The organism is Bacillus sp. VA13 (assembly GCF_055710085.1).
On sequence record NZ_JBVQPP010000001.1, the window covers coordinates 1,539,443 to 1,560,830 of the forward strand.

Here is a 21,388-nt window from a genome sequence, read left to right on the forward strand (position 1 = left end):
CCATCTATGTCTTTCTTACATGTCGACCATGTAACCCATACTTATTTTTCTGTTAAAGAAAAAACGACGGCCGTACAGGATATTCATTTCGATGCCGAAAAAGGTGATTTCATCTCATTTCTCGGCCCAAGCGGCTGCGGAAAAACAACACTGCTTTCCATTATTGCCGGCCTGATTGAGCCCTCGGAAGGCAGAGTTCTGATTGAAGGCCGTGAGCCGAATCAAAAAGAACATAACATTGGCTACATGCTTCAGCAGGATTACTTATTTCCCTGGAAATCTATCGAGGAAAATGTGCTTCTCGGTTTAAAAATCGCCGACACGTTGACGGAAGAAAGCAAGGCTGCTGCGCTCGGTCTATTGCCGGAGTTCGGCCTCATAGATGTGGAGAAAAAATATCCGAAGGAGCTGTCGGGCGGAATGCGCCAGCGGGCCGCGCTTGCAAGAACTCTTGCGCCAAATCCAAGTCTGCTTTTGCTGGATGAGCCATTTTCCGCGCTTGATTTTCAGACAAAGCTGTCACTTGAAAACCTGGTTTTCCGTACATTAAAGGAGTATCAAAAAACTGCAGTGCTTGTCACACATGATATTGGGGAAGCGATAGCGATGAGCGATACGATCTTTTTATTTTCAAACCAGCCGGGCACCATCCATCAGATTTTTACCATTCCTAAGGAATTGGCCGCGATGATGCCTTTTGACGCCCGCCAGGAGCCATCCTTCCAGACGCTGTTTCAAACGATATGGAAGGAGCTGAATTCTCTTGAGAAACAGCAAAGAAACGATTGATCTGCTTCACGAGCAATATCAATTCAAACAGAAAAAAGAAAAATGGAATGTCCATTCCTTTCAGCTTGCCATATTTATTCTCTTTTTCTCGGGTTGGGAAATCTCCAGCAGGCTCGGCTGGATCGATCCGCTGATCTTCAGCTCTCCGTCAGCTGTTTGGCATTTATTGCTGGAGAAGATCGGTGACGGGTCTTTACTGTCACACATCGGCGTCACTTTATTTGAAACGGTGCTTGGCTTTTTGCTTGGAACGTTTATGGGCACGTGCCTCGCTGCCTTGTTATGGTGGTCCAACCGGCTTGCCAGGATTTTAGATCCGTATCTTGTGATTTTGAATGCAATGCCGAAAGTGGCTCTGGGCCCGATCCTGATTGTCGCGCTCGGTCCCAGTTTGATCAGCATTATTGCGATGGGGGCCATCATCAGCGTTATTATCACAACCATCGTTGTGTACACCGCTTTCCAGGAGGTTGACGAAAACTATATAAAAGTCATGAAAACATTCGGCGCAAAAAAATGGGTCATTTTTAAAGAAGTGATTCTGCCCGCATCCTCCCCCGCTATTATTTCAACACTAAAAGTAAATGTCGGTTTATCATGGGTTGGCGTCATTGTAGGAGAATTCCTTGTTTCTAAGGTCGGATTGGGATATATGATTATTTATGGTTTCCAAGTCTTCAATTTTACACTCGTCTTCTTAAGCCTGCTGATCATCGCCATATTCGCCACTTTGATGTATCAGGGCGTAGAGCTGCTGGAAAAGAAATGGACGAAGGGCAGGACATAAAAAAAACCGGCAAATGCCGGTTTTTTTATTCGATCCATCCAGCTTCTTTCAGTTTTTTCAAACTGATTGGAAGAACGGAATCCTTCATAATAAAGCTGAATTTTTTATTGCGGGAAAGGTTCTCCGGAAGCTCATGAAACAAAACCGGGCCTTTCGTTTCAAAGTAATCAGCTTGCTTTTCAAGCTTTTCTATAACTGCAAAATATATATTCTTCACAATCACTTTTTCTTTACCGAGAACTTTATACTGTCCGAGGTACTTGAGGCTTTTCACTCTCGCACCCGTCTCTTCCTTTACTTCCCGGAGCGCCGCCTCTTCTGCGCACTCCATCGGCTCTACTTTCCCGCCCGGAAACTCATAGCCTCTGTCCTCATGTTCTGTTAAAAGCCATTTGCCGCCAAAACGGCAAATCACCCAGACATGCTTCGGGCTATCCGAGAAAGGCTGATCGTCAAAGGAAAGCTGAACAGTATTCTGATAATAATCTTTAAACTCGTACATGTTTATCCCTCAAATCCGTTCCTAGCTATCTTCCATACATCATACCACAGTTATATTTCTTCGGAAGCCTTTAATCAAAAAATAAGGGAAACCCAGCACGCCATCAAGGGCTAAAGCATGCAGACCAGCTCGTACAGTTTTTTGCCGTGCCTTTTGCCAGAATGTGCGACTGACGCTCTGGGCTTTATTATGACCCGTGAACAGGTAAAAGTTACGGTTTGCGTTTGAATTTATTTTTTAACATTTCTAAAAGATCGACAAGCATCTGAGGAACCGGTATGCCGAGAGAGCTGGCTGTCACTACAATTTGCACAGATTCATAAAGAATATAAAACATAATAGCCAAGTCACGTATTGACCCCTGTGTATTCAGCAGCTGATCAAAAAAGTGGCATACAGAGATCAGAGCCAGCGTGACTAATTTTTTGACAAGCCGGGCAAATACCTTTTTAAACGCCAATTTGTGAATAATCGTTTCCTTCAAGGTCGTACTGATAAATTCAATTGCCATAAGAGAGAGCAAAATCAGAAATGAATACTGAAAACCTCCGAAGAAAAACCCCGCTGCTGAAACGCTGACTGCTAAAAACGAAAAGATGCCAAAGTCTCTATCCATTTATCCCAACATCCTTTCACAGAAACGGCCTTACGATATTCTATGGAAAACAAGCCGAACGGATTGGATTTTTCAGAAAAATGGACTGGTTGTCGCCTATTTTTTTGGGGCGTAAAATCAAAAGCCGGACGTCTTTTATAAGACATCCGGCCTTTCTTTTTTTTGGATCTAACCCAGGTAAGCTTTCAGCATCCAGTTGTGTTTTTCAATATTTTGATGGATCGCAAGAAGCATGTCCCCTGTTGTTTCGTCACCGACTTCATCAGCTAAATCCATGCCGTTTTTCAGCTCTTCCGCAATGATTGTGAAATCATCATATACGCTTTGAACCATTTGTTCAGCCGTTTCATTTCCTGCCGCTTCTTTTACAGAAGCCGTTTCCAAGGATTCCTTCATTGTCGCAATCGGTTTTCCGTCCAGCGCCAAAAGGCGCTCTGCTAAGTCATCAATATAAGTTGCCGTTTCGTTATACAGCTCCTCAAACTTTTCATGAAGAGTGAAGAAATCTTTCCCTTTCACATACCAGTGATAATTATGTAGTTTCACATACATGACTGTCCAGTTGGCTACTTGTTTGTTCACTGCTTGAATCAATTGTTCTGACATGATTATCTTCCTCCTTGTTATATGACTATGTATACCCTTTATATCGTACGTTAAAACCTCTTTTTTACCCTTATCTGTCACGATTTCTTTTACTATGCTACAATTGTTAAAAAACGGGAGGTGGAATGTCATGACGCTTCTCATTACGATAAGTATTTTGATTGTGTTGGCTGTTTTGCTTGTCACCATTTGGACGACTGTCAAAGCCTATAATGTAAAGCACACCATTGATCCTCCGCAAGAAACTCGTTCTGATTCAAAAAATCAATGATTGTGTGAATGCTCGTCTTCAGACTGATTGCTGGCAGCATTGGCGTCACCGACTTGGACTTTTAAGGTCGGCATGCTATGCTGTTTTTTTGCTGTGACATGCGATTGGACAGTGTAGACACCATCTTCCTTAAACGTTGTTTCCAATCGGTATACGCCCTTTTCTTGTTTCGCTTTAAACATTTGGCTGGCGCCTTTTTCTCCTTCTTTCCACACTTCAAACTCCACTTCATCGGCATCCGTCACCGCTTCGTCACCATATGATACCGCTGCTTCATATGCGGCGCTTTCTCCGGGATTTACTTTTTCAGGGCCGGTCAGCTTGACATCCAATACCTCAGGCGTCTCAGCTGCAGTATTTGCTTTGTTTTCACCAGATCCGCATCCATTAAGCAAAAAAGCAGAAAACAGCAGAACAGCTAACATCTTTTTCATGCCATCACCCTTTCATCGTTTACCTAAATAGTAGCAAACGCTTACAGCAAATGGTACATAAAAAATGATACGTCACAAAAAAGACCTTTTTGCATAAGCGCAAAAAGGTCCCTTCCTGTTTAGCCAAATACTTTTAGCAATTCTTCTTTATCCTGTGACAGCCAGAAACGCATTAAACGTTTAGCGCCTTCCAGATCATGAAGTTTCGCTTGGCCGCACTGCTTTTCATTCGCAGCCGGAATTTCGGTAATTTCAACCGCTTCCTTCATTGTGTCTTCAAGCAGATCAACGATTTCCGCTGGTGTCGGCTCTCCGCTCACAACAAGATAATAGCCTGTTTGGCAGCCCATTGGAGAAATATCAATGATATCAAAATGATCGTATTTCTCAGCGTGAGAACGAATCGTAAACGCGAGCAAATGCTCAAGTGTGTGAATGGTGTCAGGCTTCATCGCCTGTTTATTTGGCTGGCAAAAACGAATATCAAATTTATTTACAACGCCGTCTGTTCCTACTTTATGCACGCCGCAATGTCTTACATATGGAGCAACAACCGCATTATGATCAAGCTCAAAACTTTCTACTGAAGGCATAATGGCACTCTCCCTTTTTTAAAAATGTACATTCATTATAACACACCTTTCCGATAAGAATTATCGAATAACTTTTCAATTTGTGTTTTTTTTCTTATACTTGCATCAGAAAGGTTGCTGAAGACATATGAAAACCCTATTTATCGCTCTGATCAGAGGATATCAAAAATTCATCTCGCCCTTGACGCCCCCAACATGCCGCTTTTATCCAACTTGTTCACAATACGGAATCGAAGCGATTAAAACGCATGGCGCTTTAAAAGGCGGCTGGCTGACAATCATACGGATTTTGAAATGCCATCCGTTCCATCCGGGTGGAGTCGACCCTGTTCCTGAAAAGAAACAAAAACATTAATCGTTATACCCGTTTACGACAAGATCCAGTTTTCCGGTTTTAGGATCAATGACTAAACCATGGACAGGAACATTTTCCGGGAACAGCGGGTGATGCTTAATAACGTCTACGCTGTCTTTTACACTTGCTTCAACTGAATCAAAGCTTTTAAACCATTGATCAAAGTCTACACCGGAGTACTTTAATGTTTCGATGCGTTCTTCCGGAATTCCTCTTTCTTTCATTTTATCAAGCATGCTTTCGCTGCTGATTTTGCTCATGCCGCAATCGTGATGCCCGATCACACATACCTCATCTGCGTTCAGCTCGTACACTGCGACGAGCAAACTTCTCATGATGCTTCCGAATGGGTGTGTCACAAGTGCACCGGCACTTTTAATGATTTTCACGTCACCGTTTCGCATATTCATTGCATGCGGCAGCAATTCAACCAAACGAGTGTCCATGCAAGAAAGAATCGCCATTTTTTTATCTGGGAATTTTGATGTTTGATACTTTTCGTACTCCCTTTGTTCAGTAAATGTCTTGTTAAAATCAAGAATATCATTTAATAGGCTCATAGCTAGCTGTATCCTTTCTTGGTCTTTTTACTCTCCAATATATCACAGCATTTGACTTTTCGTCATCTTATCAAAAATCAAACTGGGCAAAAAAAAGACAAACCCTCAGGGTCTGCCTCATTTCCCCATATTATAACGTTTTTTGAACTGCTCCACTCTTCCGCCTTTTTCATTGAATTTCTGGCGGCCTGTATAAAACGGATGCGTGTCAGAGCTGACCTCTACTTTAATGACCGGATATGTGTTGCCGTCTTCCCACTCTGCTGTTTCATTAGATGTTTTAGTAGAGGTGCTGAGAAAACGGTAGCCGCTGTTGACATCCTGAAATATGACTTTGTGGTTCTTTGGATGAATTCCTTCTTTCATGTATATCTCCCTTCCTTAAATCGTAATAATTACGCTTTATTTTATATCCTCACAAACGTTTTGTCAATCTTCTTACATCCTTCCCTGCGTTTTCGCATTGTAAACCTCATCGCATTTAAGAATAGGAAGAATAATCTAACCGAGGAAGCAAATAATAAACCCAAAATACATACAGGACGTCTTTTTAGAAAGGTGGTTTACGATTGTGGATGATTTAGTTTTGGCCAGAAGCCTTTTTGGCACGACAATGGGCTTTCATATTATTTTCGCAACGCTTGGAGTCGGTCTGCCGCTCATGATTTTAGTGGCAGAATTGATCTATCAAAAAACGAAAGATGACCATTATGCGATCATGGCGAAAAGATGGACGAAAGCACAAGCGGTTTTGCTGGGGGTCGCCATACCGACCGGGACGATTGCGGGCACTCAGCTCGCGCTTTTATGGCCGGGATTTATGGAAGTCATCGGCCGGGTCATGTCCCTGCCGTTTCAAATTGAAATCTATGCTTTTTTTGTTGAAGCCCTTTTCATGTCCATTTATGTATACGCCGCAGACCGCTTGTCACCGGCAATGAGGATTGTTGCCGTTTTCTTTGTGTTAGTCGGGGCAGCAGCGTCAGCTGTTCTGATCACGAATGTCCATGCCTTTGAAGGAACGCCGGCCGGTTTTAAAATTTCAAACGGGAAAATTACAGATGTTGATCCGTGGGCTGCATTCTTCAACCCAAGCTTTTTTATCACCGCAGGCCATGTCGTTTTATCTGCATTTATGACGGGCGCGTTTATCGTTGCTTCTGTTGCTGCATATAAAATGATCCGGTCGAGAAAAAAAGAAAAGGTCTATCGCTTTCACCGGAAAGCCCTTTTGCTCGCACTGACGATCGGCGGTATTTTTTCACTGCTGACCGCTTTGAACGGACACGAATCCGCACAGATGCTGTACGAATATCAGCCCGAAAAATTAGCAGGCGCTGAAGGCTTGTTTGAAACAAGATCTCACGCCCCTCTTGCTATCGGCGGTTTTACCGACCCGAATGAAGAAAAAGTAAAGTGGGCCATCGAGATTCCATGGGCGTTAAGCTTTCTGGCAGCGAACCGCTTTGACACTGTTGTAAAAGGATTAAATGCATTTCCGAGAGACGAATGGCCGCCGCTGTTCATTCACACGCTGTTTAATGCGATGGTGGGGGTAGGCATGCTGCTTATTCTTTATTCCATTATCGGTGTGGTCTGGAGAAAGGTGCTCAAGAAAGACCGTTTCCCAACGTGGCTTTTGGTCATTTTCATGACAGCAGGCCCTTTTAGTCTCATCGGCATTGAATTCGGCTGGATTTTCGCCTGTACGGGGAGGCAGCCTTGGGTCATCTATCATCTCCTCAAAACGTCAGATGTCGTGACAACGACTGGCTCGATCGGGGTGCTCTTCTTATTTTTCACATTTGTTTACGCCGTATTAGGCGCAGCTGTCGTCTACGTGCTGCTGTACTATTTCCGCAAGCACCCGGTTGACGAAGATTTAAATACAGCGGAGTCGTAATGGCTCCGCAAACAGGAAACCAAATGGAAGGAAGATCGACAAATGGACATTTCAACTGACGCTCTGATCGCCATCTCAATTATCTGGGGCTTTGTGTTTATTTACGCCGTCATGGCGACAATGGATTTTGGAGCGGGATTTTGGTCTATGATCTATTTAAACAAGGAGCACATGAAGGCCACCGATATTGCGAACCGCTTTCTGTCCCCGACTTGGGAGGTCACAAACGTCTTTATTGTGGCCATCGTCGTGGCGCTTTTCAGCTTTTTTCCTGGCGCGACATTTGTGCTCGGAACCGTTTTATTAATTCCCGGCAGCATGATTTTACTGTTTTTAGCGATTCGAAGCGGATTTCTCGTTTTTTCAAACACAGCAAAGGAGCGGAAAATGCTAAGATATATTTCCGGCATCTCCGGCTTTATCATCCCTGCTATTTTAATATTGGTGCTTCCTGTGACACACGGAGGTTTTATAGAAAAAACGGACGGAATCTATAACTTGAACATGTCCAAAATCTTTTCAAGCCCCAATGCCTACTCATTTATCGGGTTTGCGATTTTAAGCACTTTGTTTTTGTCTTCGCTGCTGCTTGCTGATTTTTCAAATGTGGCGGAGGAACAGGATGCGTACCGCGCCTACAGAAAAAGCGCCTTGATTACCGGTCCGATTTCACTCCTGTTTGCTGTTTGCATTATGCTGACACTGCGGAATGAAGCAAACTGGCTGTACAGCGGAATGATGAATGATTTCTCTTGGATTATTGCATCGTTCATTACATTTGTCATCGCGGGAATCGCTCTTTTTCTGCCTAACAAGAGCTTTGGCCAAAACATCGGAAAGCCGCGGCTTGCACTTGTCGCGATTGCGATCCAGTATTTTCTGGCAAGCTACGCGTACGGGCGGGCGCATCTCCCGTATATGATTTATCCCGATGTGACAGTCATGTCGGGCTTCACAGAGCCAGCAACGTTCAGAGCGCTGTTTGCTACGTATATCGTTGCATTTATTATTCTCTTTCCGGGCTTCTATTTTTTCTGGAAAATGTTTATGCGAGACAAACGGTATATCCGCCAGGAGGAATAGAGGACAATCCCGACGGCTATACTAAGCCAGAACCTTTATAAGGAGGGGATGGCATGGAGCAGAAAATTCTATGCGAAGTCAACAACTGTTCTTATTGGGGCAAAGGAAACAAATGCACCGCTGATGCCATTTATGTTGTCAGCCATACTGGTGAAACGGCTGAAAACAGCCAGGAAACGGACTGCAAAACGTTTAAGCCGCATGATTTGTAATCAAAAGAAAGAGCTGCATCAGCCAGCTCTTTCTTTTTGCATGTTCAATGTTCTCAGCTTTTTTGTCATGACCCCGTTTGCAGGCGAAAACAAAAAGGCGCCAGCATAACATACACCTGTCATGGCCGCCATCGCTCCGGAAATTGAAACATTAAGCCATGTTGCGAAGAAATAGCCCATAACCGCCGACAGCCCGCCAATCAACGCGCTGAGAATCAACATATAAAGCAGCCGGTCTGTCAGCAAATGGGCCGCAGCAGGCGGGACAATCAGCATGGCTACAACCAATACAGCACCAACCGAATCAAAGGAAGCGACGGTCGTCAGCGACAGCATGCCCATTTGCACATAATGAATCAGCAAAACCGGTATTCCCAGAGCTAAAGCCATTTGCGGATCAAACGAAGCGATTTTGAACTCCTTATAGCTCACACTGATCAACAATATATTTAAAACCAGAACAGATGCCAGCATCCAAAACGCTTTCGGCCCGATGTCAACTCCGAATATCGAGATCGTATTCCACGGCACAAAAGCGATTTCTCCCATTAACGAGTGCTCAATATCGAGATGAACATTCGCTCCGTACACAGAAAGCAAAATGACGCCCACCGCAAATAAGGATGTAAAAACCACCCCTATGGCGGCATCAGATTGAACCCCCTTGCTGTGGAGAAGCTGAACCAAAAATGCCGTTAACAGTCCAGATACGGCCGCGCCGATAAACATAGGAATCCCGTCAAGACTTCCTGTCACAAGAAAAGCACCGACAATGCCAAGCAACACTGTATGGCTGATCGCGTCGGCCAGCATCGCCATTTTTCTCAACACGAGAAATGTGCCGATCAATGCGCAGCTTACACCGACTAATACACCGGTAGCTATAATCCATGCTTCAAAACTCATTTGCGATCTGTCCTTTCTCGGCATCAGGAGCCGACTTCTGAAGCTCAGGCATCCGGCCATACAGCTTTAAGAGTGAAAGAAGCCGCTCTCTTGTTTCCCCAGGCAAACGATCCGGGTCAAAATGATCCTGATCAATTTCTAGATTCGCAAGCTCCATTTCGTGCATGAGGTACATTTCATACATCCGATGCTTTAAAGCCATGTGATAGCCTTTTTCTATCCCAGTACGTGTCATTTGCCAAATCCCATTTTCAACATGCACGATGCACCTCTCTTTTTCCAATCCATTCAATACCTTATGGCATAATGAAGGGGATAGCCGCCTTTTCTTTCTTACACTTTCAGCCGTTACATAAAGATCGTTCTTTTCATACTGCTCATAAATCGTCAGCAACACCTGCTCCCTGCTTGTTTTGCGCCGCAGCTTGATCAGCCTTATTGCTTTTGCAGCCAATCCCCGCTTAGGCGCGCAAATCATTGAAAATAGAAAAATCACTGTTGCTGATAAGATCATCAATGGCCCTGTCGCCATCCCCTTCATCGTCGTGCTCAGCAAGGTTCCGGCCACGCCGCTAACCCCGCCTGTGACCCCGGCAATGACCATCATTCCGGTTAACCGCTCGGTCCAATACCTTGCAGCTATGGCAGGCGTAATCAGCATAGCTGCCATTAATATCACACCAACTGTCTGAAGCCCGATGACGACAGCACAGACGATAAGGCAAGCCAAAAGCCCGTTTAAAAAACGCACCGGCAGTCCCAATCCCTTTGCAAACGCGAGATCGAAAGTAATCACCGTAAACTCCTTAAAGAAAACAATACAAAGGAGCAATAGAACAGCGGATATTCCTGCAATCAAAATGATATCCTGTCTGACCAATGAAGCGGCCTGGCCGAATAAAAAAGAATCAAGCCCGCTTTGGCTTCCCGCCCCCTGCTGCTGAATATATGTCAGCAGTATGATCCCGACGCCAAAAAACACTGAGAGAACAATCCCAATCGCTGAGTCCTCTTTTGTTTTTGAAAGCCGCGGAATCAGCTGAATACACCACGTTCCGAGCAGCCCGGCAAGCGCTGCCCCCAGCAAAAAGAAAGGCAGTGATTTTTGCCCGGTGAACAGAAAAGCGAGACACACTCCCGGCAGAGCTGAATGGGCCATTGCATCGCCGATTAAACTTTGCTTTCTCAGCAGCACAAAGCTGCCCAAAACACCGCTTGCCGCTCCCAGCAAAAGCGTACCCGCAAGCACCCACTGTGTATTCGGGTGCTGGAGCTGCAGCCACAAACTTTCAAACAACGCGCTCACCCCTTATGTCCTTCTGCCAGCACTTTATCTTTTAGAAATGTCAGCCTTCCTCCATACGTTTTTTGCAGGTTTTCGATCGTAAAAACGTTTTTCGCAGGTCCGAAAGCGATTTTTCTTAGATGAAGCAGTAGAATCCAATCGAAATAATCCTCGGCAGTCTGCAGATCATGGTGGACGACAAGCACTGTTTTTCCTTTTTCTTTGAGTTCGGCCAAAAGCGTCATAATTGCCCGCTCCGTCGCTGCATCAACGCCGGCAAACGGTTCATCCATAAAATAAATGTCAGCGTCCTGGCATAGTGCCCGGGCAAGAAACACCCGCTGCTGCTGGCCTCCTGACAGCTGGCTGATCTGCCTTTTCGCATAATCAAGCATCCCGACTTTTTCTAAAGCAGCCTTCGCCATATCCACGTCGGCTTTTTTTGGCCTTTTCAATAAGCCAATCCGGCCGTATCTTCCCATTAGCACGACATCGAGCGCGTTTGTGGGAAAATCCCAGTCAACCGAGCCTCGCTGCGGAACGTATCCGATTCTTGTCCGCTGATCCTTATAGTCTTTGCCGTAAATAGAGATGTCTCCTGAAGCTCTGGGCACAAGACCGAGAATGGTTTTGATCAAGGTTGATTTTCCCGCGCCGTTTGGACCGATAATGCCAATCAGTTTTCCTTCAGGCACCTGCAGCGTAATTTCCTGCAGAACAGGCTTTTTATGATAAGCGACCGTTACATTATTGAGCTCAACAGGGAACATTTCCTTCACCTCTTTTCTTTATTTAAGCGCTTTAGTAATTGTGTTAATATTGTGGCGGAACATTCCTTCGTATGTGCCTTCTTTTGTGCCCTTTTCACCCATGGCATCCGAATAGAGCTGACCGCCGATTGTGACTGTATGGCCTTTTTCTTTAGCCCCTTCCACCACTGCATTTATTGATTTTTCAGACACGCTGCTTTCTACAAAAACAGCTTTTATTTGTTTTTCTGTTAGGAGATCGACAAGCTCCTGAACATCCTTCAACCCGTAATCCGAATCTGTGCTGAGTCCCTGCAGGCCTTTCACCTGAAAACCATACTCTTTCCCAAAATACGCAAAGGCATCGTGAGCCGTAACAAGCACACGGCTTTTCTCCGGAATGTGTGCGATCTCCTGCCGCGACCACTTATCTAAGTATTGCAAATCTTCTTTGTATTGTTTGGCGTTTTTCTTGAAATCATCTGCGTGCTCAGGCATCGCTTTACTGAATTGCGCTTCGATTTCATCCACCGCATAGATCCATAGCGGAATGCTAAACCAAACGTGGGGATCAAACGTCTTGCCTTCTCCGGCAGAAATAAGCTTGCTTTTCGGTATGGCCTCAGCAATTGCCGCTGCTTGTTTTTGTTCGCCTATTTTTTGGAGAACATCCTCCATTTTCCCTTCCAAATGTAATCCGCTGTACAGCACAACATCGGCTGACATTAATTTTTTCGTATCACCTTGTGAGGCTTTGTAAAGATGCGGATCGACCCCCGGTCCCATTAAAGAGGTGACTTTTACATGCTTTCCTCCAATGTTTTCGGCTGCATCGGCAATTTGGGATGTTGTTGCCGTTACCTGTAACCGCTGATCGGCGCTTTTTCCGGCTGAACCGGTACCGCATCCTGTTAAAGCAAAACAGGCAAAAAGCACTGCTGCCATCAGTCCCTGTTTCATATTTTCCCTCCTCTTTGCCATCAATGTCCGATTGTATTATCTTATGTTTTTATTTCTTAGACATGTGACATTAAATTAGCCAAAAGCATATTTTATTTAGATAGGACAAAAAGTTTCCTTGGTGCAAAAATATCGCGTTTGTCCACTTTTGTCAAGCAACAATTGCATAAAAAAACCGGCTGGGTTAGCAGCCGGTCCAAACGAGAAGGGATGTATTCAACGAACGCTTTTACTATAACAGCACACTGACATTCTCTCAAAATGGCAAAATGCTTTTTTCTTATCCATGCTGTGTGAAAACATCCATTTTGGTCACATATTTTCGCATAATGTCCTGATTCACTTCAACCCCTAAACCAGGCTGTTTTGACACAGAAATAAATCCATTATCAATATGGATATCAGGGGTCACAATATCCTCATCCCAATAGCGTGAAGATGATGAAATATCACCGGGTATTGTGAATTGCGGCAGTGAAGCTAGCGCCACGTTTTGCGCTCTGGATATGCCTGTTTCCAGCATACCGCCGCACCAAACCTGCATATGGTGCTCTCTGCACAAATCATGAATTTTTAAGGCTTCTGTTAAACCGCCGACACGGGAAGGCTTAATATTAATGATTTTGCAGCTTCCGAGCTCAATCGCCCGTCTCGCATCATCGGCTGAACAAATGCTTTCATCAAGGCAAATGGCCGTTTTCAAATGTTTCTGCAAGTGGCGGTGGTCAACGATATCGTCAGCTTGGAGCGGCTGCTCAATCATCATTAAATGATAGTCATCAAGCTCCTTTAAACGGCTGATATCTTTCAGCTCATAGGATGAATTGGCATCAGCCATGAGCGGGATATTCGGAAATCGGCTGCGGATGGCCTTGACCAATTCCACATCCTGCCCAGGCTGAATTTTTATTTTTATTCTTTGATACCCTTCTTTTTGATAACTCTCAATTTCCTTCAGCATATCGTCAAGGGGCGCCAGGCCGACAACCACCCCGGCAGGCACTTTATCTCTTGTCCCGCCCAATGCCTCGGCGAGGGATATGCCCTTCTTTTTCGCATAGATATCCCAGACAGCCGATTCAAGTCCCGCTTTTGCCATCCGATTTCCTTTATAGCGCGCCAGACTGTCCGGCACGTCGGAAGGGTGATTGAATTCACGTCCCACAACATTGGGAATAAAAAAATCCTTTAACATGTGCAAACATGTTCCAATGGTTTCCTCGGTGTACCAAGGCGAAGAGAACGCAGACACTTCTCCCCAGCCTGTGACACCGGATGTATCAATAGCTTCCACGACCAGAAATTTACGCTCTTGAAGCGTTTCAATACTGTTTTTGAACGGTTTCTTTAAATTCATGCTCAAATGGTAAAGCGTAATTTTCTCTATTTCGATCATAGCAGTTCTCCTTTACGCGCATCCTTCAGCTGATTTCGCATGAGCTTATTAGACGCATTGCGCGGCAGGCTGTCCAGTACAAAGAATTTTGCAGGAATTTTATACTTCGCCAAGCGTTCTTTGCAGTAGGCGGTCAATTCTTCTGCGCTCACAGGCTTGTGAAGGACAAGATAGGCGTGGGGCACTTTCCCCCATTTTTTGTCCTCTGCCCCTGAAACACCGGCTTCGGCTACAGCGGGGTGTGAAAGCAGCACTGACTCCACTTCAGCCGGATAAATGTTTTCTCCGCCTGATATGATCAGATCTGAACGTCTGTCTAATACATATAAAAAGCCTTCGCTGTCCAAATACCCAAGATCACCTGTTTTCAGCCAGCCATTTTGAAAGGATGATTCGTTTGCGCTCTCCCGGTTAAAATAGCTTTTCATCACATTCGGGCCTTTGACCAAGATTTCACCGTGTTCAAACGGTTCACACGCCTGTCCGTCCCGCTCTATTTTGATTTCGCATGAAAACAGCGGTTTACCCGCAGATCCGAGTTTTTCCATACTGAATTCCGGCGACAGGGTAACAATTTGTGAGCATGTCTCTGTCATTCCGTATGACTGAAAGACAGGGAATCCTTTCTCGCGGCACTCCTCAAGCAATGGCAGCGGTGCAGGGCCTCCGCCGAGCAGAATGCATCTGATGGATTCAGGGCAGCGGCTTGTTTCTTCCAAAAGACTGGCCAGCATTGTCTGCACCGCAGATATCATTGTCACTTGATGCCTGCTGATAGAATCCAGCACATCGCTTACAGAAAAACGCTGGTGAAGCACGACAGTCATTCCATAGATCACAGATTTAAATAACGCGGACAATCCGCTGATGTGAAAGAGTGGCAATGCGATAAGCCAGCGGTCTTGTTCTGTTATACCCAAATTAAGCGCGGATGACACCGCACTGAAATAATGGTTTCCGAACGTTTGCTGAACTCCCTTGGGCTTGCCTGTCGTACCCGAGGTATACATTAGCGTCGCCGTTTCATCCAATTGCATATAAGACTGGATCTCAATTTCCTCTGCGGCTTCTTTCATCAGTTCGTCCACATCAATGGTTTGAACGGTATGCTCATAATCTTGCTGGTCAAAGTTTGAATCTGTCAGTAAAAAGCGTGCACCGGAATCCTTCAGCTGAAACAGCCTTTCATGTGTTGACAGCTTCGTATTCAGAAGCACCGCCTTCACACCAAGCAAAAAACAAGCGTGAACGGCGTATACCATTTCTGCACGGTTTTGGAGCAAAATAGCCGCAGTATCTCCTTTCCGAACCGAATGAGCACCAAGCTGCGCCGCCATACGCTTAGACGCTGCAAACAATTCTGCAAATGTCACGGTTTGGTCTCCATAGATGAGAGCGATTCTCTCAGGTGTCAGCTGTGCCCGCTGCATGAGCCAATTGGGCTGTTCTGTCAGCATGTCATCATCTCCGAGGTAAAATGTCTGTATTGAAAAGAAAACAGCTTGGACCGCAAAGTCTCAAGCTGTTGGTTTACTAAGTATTGCTGATCACGGGAAACGAGGGAACTGTCCGAAATCAGGTTTGCGTTTTTCCTTAAAGGAATCACGGCCTTCTTTTGCTTCATCTGTTGTGTAGTAAAGAAGGGTAGCATCCCCTGCAAACTGCTGAATTCCAGCAAGTCCGTCTGTGTCCGCGTTAAACGCAGCTTTAAGAAAACGAAGTGCGGTCGGGCTTTTTTCAAGCATTTCTTCACACCATTTAATCGTTTCTTCTTCAAGTTGTTCCAAAGGAACGACTGTGTTGACAAGACCCATGTCAAGCGCTTCCTGTGCGTTGTACTGGCGGCACAGGTACCAGATTTCACGGGCTTTTTTATGTCCTACAATTCGAGCCAGGTAGCCAGAACCGTAACCAGCGTCAAAGCTTCCCACTTTAGGGCCTGTTTGTCCGAAAATCGCGTTGTCGGCAGCGATTGTCAGATCACATACGATGTGAAGCACATGGCCTCCGCCGATCGCATATCCGGACACCATCGCAACAACCGGTTTCGGGATAACGCGGATTAAACGCTGAAGATCCAGTACGTTTAATCGCGGAATTTGGTCGTCTCCTACATAACCGCCGTGACCGCGCACTTTCTGGTCTCCTCCAGAACAAAAGGCTTTGTCTCCGGCACCAGCAAGCACGATAACGCCGACATTTTGATCGTCTCTCGCGCGAGCAAACGCATCAATCATTTCAGCAACCGTTTTGGGGGTAAACGCGTTATGTACCTCAGGGCGGTTGATTGTTATTTTTGCAATACCATTATACGTTTCATACAATATTTCATCGTATGTCCGTTCAGTTTTCCATTCTACAGCCATGATATGACCTCCTCTATTTTTCTATGTGCAGTTATAAGCTTGTCAAAAACTCACTCACTATTTTACCAAAAAAACGCGGCTGTTCCACATGCACCGTATGGCCGGCTTTTGGAACAATCTCTATTCTACTAGATGGAAGCTTCTTATGCACCTCTTGATTGATGGCGCAAAACTTTTTGTCCCACTCCCCGCAGATTAGAAGCACAGGCACGGCTATTTCTTGTACACGGCTCCACAAGGAAGGCTGTGAACCGGTGCCCATGCCCGTTAAACTATTTGCAAGCCCAATCTTATTGTTTCGCAGACGGCCGTACCGTATCCTGTGCCGAATATCTTCAGCCAGCCGCTGCTGGGATGAAAACAAAGGAATGTTCTCCCAATACTCTACAAATGCTTTGATCCCGTCACGCAAAATAAAATCGGCAAGCTTCCGGTCCCGCATGATCCGGTCCCGCCGTTCCTCAAGCGTTTTGAGCCCCGGCGTTGTGCTTTCAAGCACCAGTGCCGATACCCGTTCGGGATATGCCACCGCAAAAGAATAAGCAAGCCTTCCTCCCATAGAATACCCAATCAATTTCACTTTGTGAAGTTTTAATTGATCAAAAATCTCGGCAAGGTCAGAAACTTGCCGGTTCGTGCTGTATCTTCTCCCATTCGGCGGGGCATCGGTTTCACCATGCCCTAGACAATCAATTAAGACCAAACGGGAATCAGGCAGCATCTCATCAAGGAAAGTCCATGATTGTTTGCTGCCGGTAAACCCGTGCAGACAGACGACGGCTTCGGAAGCATTCGGCCGCTCGTCTGTCACAGCATATCGGACACCGTCTGAAACAGTTATGTTTACAGTTCCCATTGTTTTTTCACTTCCCGCACAGCCTCATTCAGCATATCGCGATGGAGCTGAACTCTCGATTGGCGATCCGTTTTGATTTCTATCAAATGGAGTCCGGGCTTGTCTGCCTGCGGCGCGTAAGCTGTTTTGAATTCATCCCACGAGGCGGGACATGAATACGTTCCGCCGTATAGTGCAGCCGCATGCTTGAAATCGAGCCCTGTCGGCGTGCCGAACAAATCTTCAAAGTGTGTCTTTTCAGAAGCCTGCGGCAAAAAGGAGAAAATCCCGCCGCCGTCATTATTCACGAGAATCACAGTAAGAGGAATGCCAAGCTTTTTGGCCGCCAGCAGTCCGTTTAAATCGTGATAAAAAGATAAATCTCCAATCACGAGTGTAACAGGCGCTTTTGTCCCTTCACATACCCCCATCGCAGAGGAGACGACACCGTCTATCCCATTTGCGCCCCGGTTTGAATAAATCCGGAAAGCACGTTCCTGTTTTTCAAAAAACGTATCAACATCCCTGATCGGCATACTGTTACCGACAAACAGCGAGCTGTTTTCAGGCACAAGATGCTGAAGAATTCGATAGAGATTGCCTTCAAACGAAACCTCTTCACTGCTGATTGTTTGCAAATGCGCACGGAACCGTTCATTGACAAACTGCCACTTATTCAGCCATTCTGATGACTTGGTCATATCAGCATGTTCCATTATGATTGCTTCAGCAAAAGCAGATGCGTTGCAGTGAATCATATGCGCGCTTGCCTGTGTCGGGTCTCTCCACCCTCCATCTTCGTCAATCACAATTTGCTGAATTGCCGGATCATCCTTGAGCCATAAGAAAACCGGTTTTGAGACAGGCATCGGCCCAAAACGGATGACGACATCAGGACGCAATTTCGCCTTCAGCTCATCATCTTTTAAAAATGAATCATACGCATCAATGACAGTGCTTTTATCATGAGCGCCGTTCCTCAGATTAGACAGCGGGTCCGCTAAAATCGGATACTGAAGCGCTTTTGACAGCGCAATAATGTGTTCCTTTTCCGTATCACTGTGGAGCTCTCCGCAGACGATCATTCCTTTTTCAGCCTCTGCCAGCATTGCAGCCACATCAGACAGAGAGTCGCGGTCAACAGACTGCGTACCCGTTTTCACAGACACGTGACGGCCTGTTCTCATTCTTCCAAACGGCTCATCCGAAAGATCCGGCATCAGCGGTTCACGCAGCGGCACATTCACATGCACAGGTCCCATTGGGCGCTTTTGTGCTTCCCCGGCGGCGCGGCCGGCCAACGTTCGAATATATCTCAGCATTTGCGGAGACTCTTCTGGAAGAGCAGAGTCTGTGAAAAACTTAACAAAGTTACCGAATAAGAAGTGCTGATTAATAGCCTGCGGTGCGCCTACCTCGCGCAGCTCATGAGGCCGATCAGCAGTTAACACAATAATTGGCACTCTTGAATAATGGGCTTCAATCACAGCCGGATAAAAGTTGGCCGCGGCTGTTCCTGATGTACAGATCAAAAGCACGGGACGCTGCTTCGCTTTTGCCAGCCCTAAAGCAAAAAAACTGGCAGATCTTTCATCAATTTGGACATGGACGCTGATATCGGGATGCGCGGCTGCAAGAATAGCCAGCGGTGTGGATCTTGAGCCCGGACAAACGACGGCATCCGTAATCCCGGAAAGGGCGAATTCATCAATAAAACTTCCGATGTAATGCGTAATTGGGTTGGCTGTCACCGCCTCTCACCTCCTAATGCAGAGATCATCGGCTTCAATTTAATCTGTGTTTCTTCATATTCAGATTGCGGGTCCGAGTCTTCCACAATGCCACACCCGGCAAACAGCCTTGCTGTGCTGCCTTCGATCAGTCCTGAACGAATGGCCACTGCGAATTCCCCGTTATCCTGGCTGTCAATCCAGCCGATAGGGGCCGCATACCAGCCGCGGGACATCGGTTCGATCTCTCTGATCACTTCAACAGCTTTTTTCTGAGGTGCTCCTCCAAGCGCCGGCGTAGGATGCAGTTTCTCAATTAAATCAAAAAGTGAAGCAGACTCACGAAGCTGCCCGACAATCGGCGTAAATAAGTGCTGAACGCTTTTTGTTTTGTACAATACAGGTCCGTCAGGCTTTTCAACCTCCGAACAGCTTGATGCAAAAGCGTTATGAATCATGCCTACAACAATATCATGCTCCAGCAGATTTTTCTCATCGTTTAATAATTCAAGGCCTATCCGGCGATCTTCTTCTTCGTTCGCGCCGCGTTTAATGGAGCCTGCCAGACAAGAAGACATGACAGTGCTGCCGTCTCTTTTGATCAGTCTCTCTGGAGACGCGCCGACAAAGGTTTTTCCTTCCTGTTCGATTGCAAAAACATAGCTTGTCTGCTGATCGTTCAGAAGCGTTTTAAGCACCGGTTCAATTTGGACCGGACCTTCAAACGTGAGCAGCAGCTCTCGGGCAAGAACCACCTTATCATATTGTTTCTCTTTAATTTGGCTTGTTGCCGTTTCGATTGCTTTCAGCCAATCGTCCTTATCCAGCTCTTGAGATGCTGCAATCACAGCCTGATCTACTTGGTTTAAATCAGGAACCTTACATTCGGCTGCAAAAGACTTTAAGCCTTCCAAAACTGTCTCTGCGTCTTCCTCTCCGCTTACCCATCTGTTGACTGTTAGAAACGGGCCTTCGGCAGTCATCGTCAGCATAAGCGCAGGCACAAAGAAATCCCCTTCCGAGAAATGGTCCCATTGTGTACCTCTTTCTTCGCAAGGGTCAAAAGAAAATCCTCCGAATAACACAGGTCCCACTGCAGAATGCTGCAGCTTTTCTTCTTCATAAATATGAAAAGCCGTCTTTTTAAAGCGCTCCCATTGTTCAAAAACCTCGCGATACCGCTCGCTGTTTTTCTGATTTGTTTGGAAAACCGCTTCTTTGCCAAGACCGACTATTGTCAATTCACTTTCAGGATCTGACCAAAAAAATCGATTGCCTGTATATTTTTTTGCTCCGTAATTGAAAAATGATAGAGGGTCAAGAGACTCGATTTGTCTCGAATAGCTTATTAAGACAGCATGGTTGACTTCTTTGGCTTTATGTAATGCATGTAGAACTTCCTTTCGGAACGTACGCTGCACCGTTGTCACCATGAGACATTCCTCCATAATCCTTAAAATGCTTTTAATACCATACACCTGTGTCTCCTTTGTGTCAAACACACAGATCATGCAGTCCAAATGGCCTGCCTTACCTATTATAAACCTAATTTCAGAAATGAAAAAGAAACAAACCTTAAATTTCTTTCTCCACTGATAGCAAAGGTTGTATCCGCTTACCATATAAGGAATATCTCCTATATTCCACCACTCGTCATTTATGAAAGTTCTCAGGCGATCTGTTCATACTAAAGGTATGCACCACAGAGAAACGAGGGGATCTTATTGCTTACAAAAGACCAGCTTCAACACTTGAAACATGAACTGGAACAAACAAAAGAAGATATCTTAAACCGTTTCAAAGACAATGACCATTTCCAGCTTAACTCTGCCTTTCCTTATGATTCATGGGGTGAGCTTTCAGCTTACGACAACCATCCCGGCGATCAGGCGACAGAGCTTTACGAGCGTGAAAAAGACATCGCTCTCGACTTGCATGAGAGAGAGCATCTCCGGGACATTGAGCATTCATTGAAGGCGATAGAAAACGGTACGTACGGTATTTGTGAAGTCAGCGGAAAGGAAATCCCTTACGAACGTCTTGAAGCGCTTCCGACTGCCACAACGCTCGCAGAGTATTCGTCACAGGATGTCGTTTCCAAAGACCGTCCGATCGAAGAAGAAACACCTTTCGGGCAATTTGAATTTGACGACGATGAAGAAATCAGAGCGCCTTATGACAGTGAAGATTCTTACCAGGACGTCGAAAAATACGGAAACTCGCAAACACCGCAGGATATGGAAAACCCTCCGCTCAGCTATGATGATATGACGATGAATGCCGAAGAAAACATCGGCAATACGGAATCGTACGAAAATTTCATCGCTACAGATATCACAGGCAAAGAAATTACAGTTTATCAAAGCAGAGCTCATGAGCGTTATGAGGAAGAACTCGATGAAGAGGGAATCATGACAACATTCGGCGATCTCCACGCTGATTGAACCCCC

The 21,388-nt window shown here is 45.6% G+C and carries 25 protein-coding genes; 8 read left to right on the plus strand and 17 right to left on the minus strand.

What is annotated here, in order from left to right:
* The first annotated feature begins 6 nt into the window (after positions 1–6).
* Positions 7–789, plus strand: a complete 783-nt coding sequence (locus AC0C66_RS07940; RefSeq protein ID WP_327816326.1) for an ABC transporter ATP-binding protein — start codon at positions 7–9, stop codon at positions 787–789.
* The gene (locus AC0C66_RS07945) at positions 764–1,576 is read left to right on the plus strand and encodes an ABC transporter permease (RefSeq protein ID WP_079288141.1); all 813 of its coding nucleotides are present in this window, start codon (positions 764–766) and stop codon (positions 1,574–1,576) included. The genes AC0C66_RS07940 and AC0C66_RS07945 overlap by 26 nt, the downstream gene beginning before the upstream one ends.
* Positions 1,577–1,601: 25 nt before the next feature.
* Here AC0C66_RS07945 and ytkD read toward each other — a convergent pair whose 3' ends face one another.
* The 3 genes from ytkD to AC0C66_RS07960 form a co-directional block, all read right to left on the minus strand.
* Positions 1,602–2,078: an RNA deprotection pyrophosphohydrolase gene (gene ytkD / locus AC0C66_RS07950; protein ID WP_014114878.1), complete on the minus strand. Its 477-nt coding sequence runs from the start codon at positions 2,076–2,078 to the stop codon at positions 1,602–1,604.
* 211 nt (positions 2,079–2,289) lie between these two features.
* Entirely contained in the window at positions 2,290–2,694 is a 405-nt protein-coding gene (locus tag AC0C66_RS07955) for a phage holin family protein (protein ID WP_090558270.1), read from the minus strand.
* Positions 2,695–2,862: 168 nt separating this feature from the next.
* Complete coding sequence (locus tag AC0C66_RS07960; RefSeq protein ID WP_003219364.1) at positions 2,863–3,300, minus strand: Dps family protein; 438 nt, start codon at positions 3,298–3,300, stop codon at positions 2,863–2,865.
* A 130-nt stretch (positions 3,301–3,430) separates the two neighbouring features.
* On the opposite strand from AC0C66_RS07960, the gene ytzI reads away from it, so the two are divergent.
* Positions 3,431–3,571: a YtzI protein gene (gene ytzI, locus AC0C66_RS07965; protein WP_003219363.1), complete on the plus strand. Its 141-nt coding sequence runs from the start codon at positions 3,431–3,433 to the stop codon at positions 3,569–3,571.
* Here ytzI and AC0C66_RS07970 read toward each other — a convergent pair.
* Both AC0C66_RS07970 and AC0C66_RS07975 read right to left on the minus strand, forming a co-directional pair.
* On the minus strand, positions 3,565–4,005 hold the full coding sequence (locus AC0C66_RS07970) for a FixH family protein (RefSeq protein WP_327816325.1): 441 nt from the start codon (positions 4,003–4,005) through the stop codon (positions 3,565–3,567). The genes ytzI and AC0C66_RS07970 overlap by 7 nt on opposite strands.
* A 119-nt stretch (positions 4,006–4,124) precedes the next feature.
* A complete protein-coding gene (locus AC0C66_RS07975; protein ID WP_014114882.1) occupies positions 4,125–4,598 on the minus strand; it encodes an S-ribosylhomocysteine lyase in 474 nt (157 codons plus the stop codon).
* Positions 4,599–4,725: 127 nt separating this feature from the next.
* Here AC0C66_RS07975 and yidD point away from each other — a divergent pair, with 127 nt between their 5' ends.
* Positions 4,726–4,953 carry a membrane protein insertion efficiency factor YidD gene (gene yidD, locus AC0C66_RS07980; RefSeq protein ID WP_014114883.1) on the plus strand — a complete coding sequence of 76 codons (228 nt, stop codon included), beginning with the start codon at positions 4,726–4,728 and terminating at the stop codon, positions 4,951–4,953.
* On the opposite strand, the gene AC0C66_RS07985 is transcribed toward yidD, so the two are convergent.
* Positions 4,950–5,513 carry a beta-class carbonic anhydrase gene (locus AC0C66_RS07985; RefSeq protein WP_061187207.1) on the minus strand — a complete coding sequence of 188 codons (564 nt, stop codon included), beginning with the start codon at positions 5,511–5,513 and terminating at the stop codon, positions 4,950–4,952. The two genes, yidD and AC0C66_RS07985, sit on opposite strands and share 4 nt — an antisense overlap.
* A 117-nt stretch (positions 5,514–5,630) precedes the next feature.
* Positions 5,631–5,879, minus strand: a complete 249-nt coding sequence (locus AC0C66_RS07990; RefSeq protein ID WP_003219346.1) for a type B 50S ribosomal protein L31 — start codon at positions 5,877–5,879, stop codon at positions 5,631–5,633.
* Positions 5,880–6,084: 205 nt separating this feature from the next.
* Here AC0C66_RS07990 and AC0C66_RS07995 point away from each other — a divergent pair, with 205 nt between their 5' ends.
* Genes AC0C66_RS07995 through AC0C66_RS08005 form a run of 3 tightly spaced genes read left to right on the plus strand, consistent with a single transcriptional unit; the run spans position 6,085 to position 8,711 of the window.
* Entirely contained in the window at positions 6,085–7,416 is a 1,332-nt protein-coding gene (locus AC0C66_RS07995; RefSeq protein ID WP_014114886.1) for a cytochrome ubiquinol oxidase subunit I, read from the plus strand.
* A gap of 42 nt (positions 7,417–7,458) precedes the next feature.
* Complete coding sequence (locus AC0C66_RS08000; protein WP_003219339.1) at positions 7,459–8,499, plus strand: cytochrome d ubiquinol oxidase subunit II; 1,041 nt, start codon at positions 7,459–7,461, stop codon at positions 8,497–8,499.
* Between the two features lie 53 nt (positions 8,500–8,552).
* On the plus strand, positions 8,553–8,711 hold the full coding sequence (locus AC0C66_RS08005) for a DUF1540 domain-containing protein (RefSeq protein WP_003219337.1): 159 nt from the start codon (positions 8,553–8,555) through the stop codon (positions 8,709–8,711).
* Between the two features lie 18 nt (positions 8,712–8,729).
* Here AC0C66_RS08005 and mntD read toward each other — a convergent pair whose 3' ends face one another.
* From mntD to AC0C66_RS08055, 10 genes are all read right to left on the minus strand, one after another.
* The gene (mntD, locus tag AC0C66_RS08010) at positions 8,730–9,617 is read right to left on the minus strand and encodes a manganese ABC transporter permease MntD (RefSeq protein WP_072182022.1); all 888 of its coding nucleotides are present in this window, start codon (positions 9,615–9,617) and stop codon (positions 8,730–8,732) included.
* Positions 9,607–10,914, minus strand: coding sequence for a metal ABC transporter permease (locus AC0C66_RS08015; RefSeq protein ID WP_014114889.1), 1,308 nt, complete (start codon positions 10,912–10,914; stop codon positions 9,607–9,609). Before AC0C66_RS08015 ends, mntD begins: the two co-directional genes overlap by 11 nt.
* A gap of 5 nt (positions 10,915–10,919) precedes the next feature.
* Entirely contained in the window at positions 10,920–11,672 is a 753-nt protein-coding gene (gene mntB / locus AC0C66_RS08020; RefSeq protein ID WP_014114890.1) for a manganese ABC transporter ATP-binding protein MntB, read from the minus strand.
* A gap of 18 nt (positions 11,673–11,690) precedes the next feature.
* Positions 11,691–12,611, minus strand: coding sequence for a manganese ABC transporter substrate-binding protein/adhesin MntA (gene mntA / locus AC0C66_RS08025; RefSeq protein WP_014114891.1), 921 nt, complete (start codon positions 12,609–12,611; stop codon positions 11,691–11,693).
* A 280-nt stretch (positions 12,612–12,891) separates the two neighbouring features.
* A complete protein-coding gene (gene menC, locus AC0C66_RS08030) occupies positions 12,892–14,007 on the minus strand; it encodes an o-succinylbenzoate synthase (RefSeq protein WP_087987971.1) in 1,116 nt (371 codons plus the stop codon).
* Positions 14,004–15,464, minus strand: a complete 1,461-nt coding sequence (locus AC0C66_RS08035) for an o-succinylbenzoate--CoA ligase (protein ID WP_327816324.1) — start codon at positions 15,462–15,464, stop codon at positions 14,004–14,006. Before AC0C66_RS08035 ends, menC begins: the two co-directional genes overlap by 4 nt.
* A gap of 90 nt (positions 15,465–15,554) precedes the next feature.
* A complete protein-coding gene (gene menB / locus AC0C66_RS08040; protein WP_010329489.1) occupies positions 15,555–16,373 on the minus strand; it encodes a 1,4-dihydroxy-2-naphthoyl-CoA synthase in 819 nt (272 codons plus the stop codon).
* 31 nt (positions 16,374–16,404) lie between these two features.
* Positions 16,405–17,229 carry a 2-succinyl-6-hydroxy-2,4-cyclohexadiene-1-carboxylate synthase gene (gene menH / locus AC0C66_RS08045; protein ID WP_088679904.1) on the minus strand — a complete coding sequence of 275 codons (825 nt, stop codon included), beginning with the start codon at positions 17,227–17,229 and terminating at the stop codon, positions 16,405–16,407.
* On the minus strand, positions 17,217–18,959 hold the full coding sequence (gene menD, locus AC0C66_RS08050; RefSeq protein WP_327816323.1) for a 2-succinyl-5-enolpyruvyl-6-hydroxy-3-cyclohexene-1-carboxylic-acid synthase: 1,743 nt from the start codon (positions 18,957–18,959) through the stop codon (positions 17,217–17,219). Before menD ends, menH begins: the two co-directional genes overlap by 13 nt.
* The gene (locus AC0C66_RS08055; RefSeq protein WP_088679902.1) at positions 18,956–20,371 is read right to left on the minus strand and encodes an isochorismate synthase; all 1,416 of its coding nucleotides are present in this window, start codon (positions 20,369–20,371) and stop codon (positions 18,956–18,958) included. Before AC0C66_RS08055 ends, menD begins: the two co-directional genes overlap by 4 nt.
* Positions 20,372–20,662: 291 nt before the next feature.
* Here AC0C66_RS08055 and AC0C66_RS08060 point away from each other — a divergent pair, with 291 nt between their 5' ends.
* Positions 20,663–21,382 carry a yteA family sporulation protein gene (locus tag AC0C66_RS08060; protein WP_014114898.1) on the plus strand — a complete coding sequence of 240 codons (720 nt, stop codon included), beginning with the start codon at positions 20,663–20,665 and terminating at the stop codon, positions 21,380–21,382.
* Positions 21,383–21,388: the final 6 nt, after the last annotated feature.

Coding starts and splice junctions, on each gene's coding strand:
- AC0C66_RS07940 (WP_327816326.1), top strand. CDS start 7: ATGTCTTTCTTACATGTCGACCATGTAACCCATACTTATTTTTCTGTT.
- AC0C66_RS07955 (WP_090558270.1), bottom strand. CDS start 2,694: ATGGATAGAGACTTTGGCATCTTTTCGTTTTTAGCAGTCAGCGTTTCA.
- AC0C66_RS08055 (WP_088679902.1), bottom strand. CDS start 20,371: ATGGTGACAACGGTGCAGCGTACGTTCCGAAAGGAAGTTCTACATGCA.
- AC0C66_RS08000 (WP_003219339.1), top strand. CDS start 7,459: ATGGACATTTCAACTGACGCTCTGATCGCCATCTCAATTATCTGGGGC.
- AC0C66_RS07960 (WP_003219364.1), bottom strand. CDS start 3,300: ATGTCAGAACAATTGATTCAAGCAGTGAACAAACAAGTAGCCAACTGG.
- mntA (WP_014114891.1), bottom strand. CDS start 12,611: ATGAAACAGGGACTGATGGCAGCAGTGCTTTTTGCCTGTTTTGCTTTA.
- AC0C66_RS07975 (WP_014114882.1), bottom strand. CDS start 4,598: ATGCCTTCAGTAGAAAGTTTTGAGCTTGATCATAATGCGGTTGTTGCT.
- mntD (WP_072182022.1), bottom strand. CDS start 9,617: ATGAGTTTTGAAGCATGGATTATAGCTACCGGTGTATTAGTCGGTGTA.
- menB (WP_010329489.1), bottom strand. CDS start 16,373: ATGGCTGTAGAATGGAAAACTGAACGGACATACGATGAAATATTGTAT.
- ytkD (WP_014114878.1), bottom strand. CDS start 2,078: ATGTACGAGTTTAAAGATTATTATCAGAATACTGTTCAGCTTTCCTTT.
- ytzI (WP_003219363.1), top strand. CDS start 3,431: ATGACGCTTCTCATTACGATAAGTATTTTGATTGTGTTGGCTGTTTTG.
- menH (WP_088679904.1), bottom strand. CDS start 17,229: ATGGGAACTGTAAACATAACTGTTTCAGACGGTGTCCGATATGCTGTG.
- AC0C66_RS07985 (WP_061187207.1), bottom strand. CDS start 5,513: ATGAGCCTATTAAATGATATTCTTGATTTTAACAAGACATTTACTGAA.
- AC0C66_RS07970 (WP_327816325.1), bottom strand. CDS start 4,005: ATGAAAAAGATGTTAGCTGTTCTGCTGTTTTCTGCTTTTTTGCTTAAT.
- AC0C66_RS07990 (WP_003219346.1), bottom strand. CDS start 5,879: ATGAAAGAAGGAATTCATCCAAAGAACCACAAAGTCATATTTCAGGAT.
- menC (WP_087987971.1), bottom strand. CDS start 14,007: ATGATCGAAATAGAGAAAATTACGCTTTACCATTTGAGCATGAATTTA.
- AC0C66_RS08005 (WP_003219337.1), top strand. CDS start 8,553: ATGGAGCAGAAAATTCTATGCGAAGTCAACAACTGTTCTTATTGGGGC.
- AC0C66_RS08035 (WP_327816324.1), bottom strand. CDS start 15,464: ATGCTGACAGAACAGCCCAATTGGCTCATGCAGCGGGCACAGCTGACA.
- mntB (WP_014114890.1), bottom strand. CDS start 11,672: ATGTTCCCTGTTGAGCTCAATAATGTAACGGTCGCTTATCATAAAAAG.
- yidD (WP_014114883.1), top strand. CDS start 4,726: ATGAAAACCCTATTTATCGCTCTGATCAGAGGATATCAAAAATTCATC.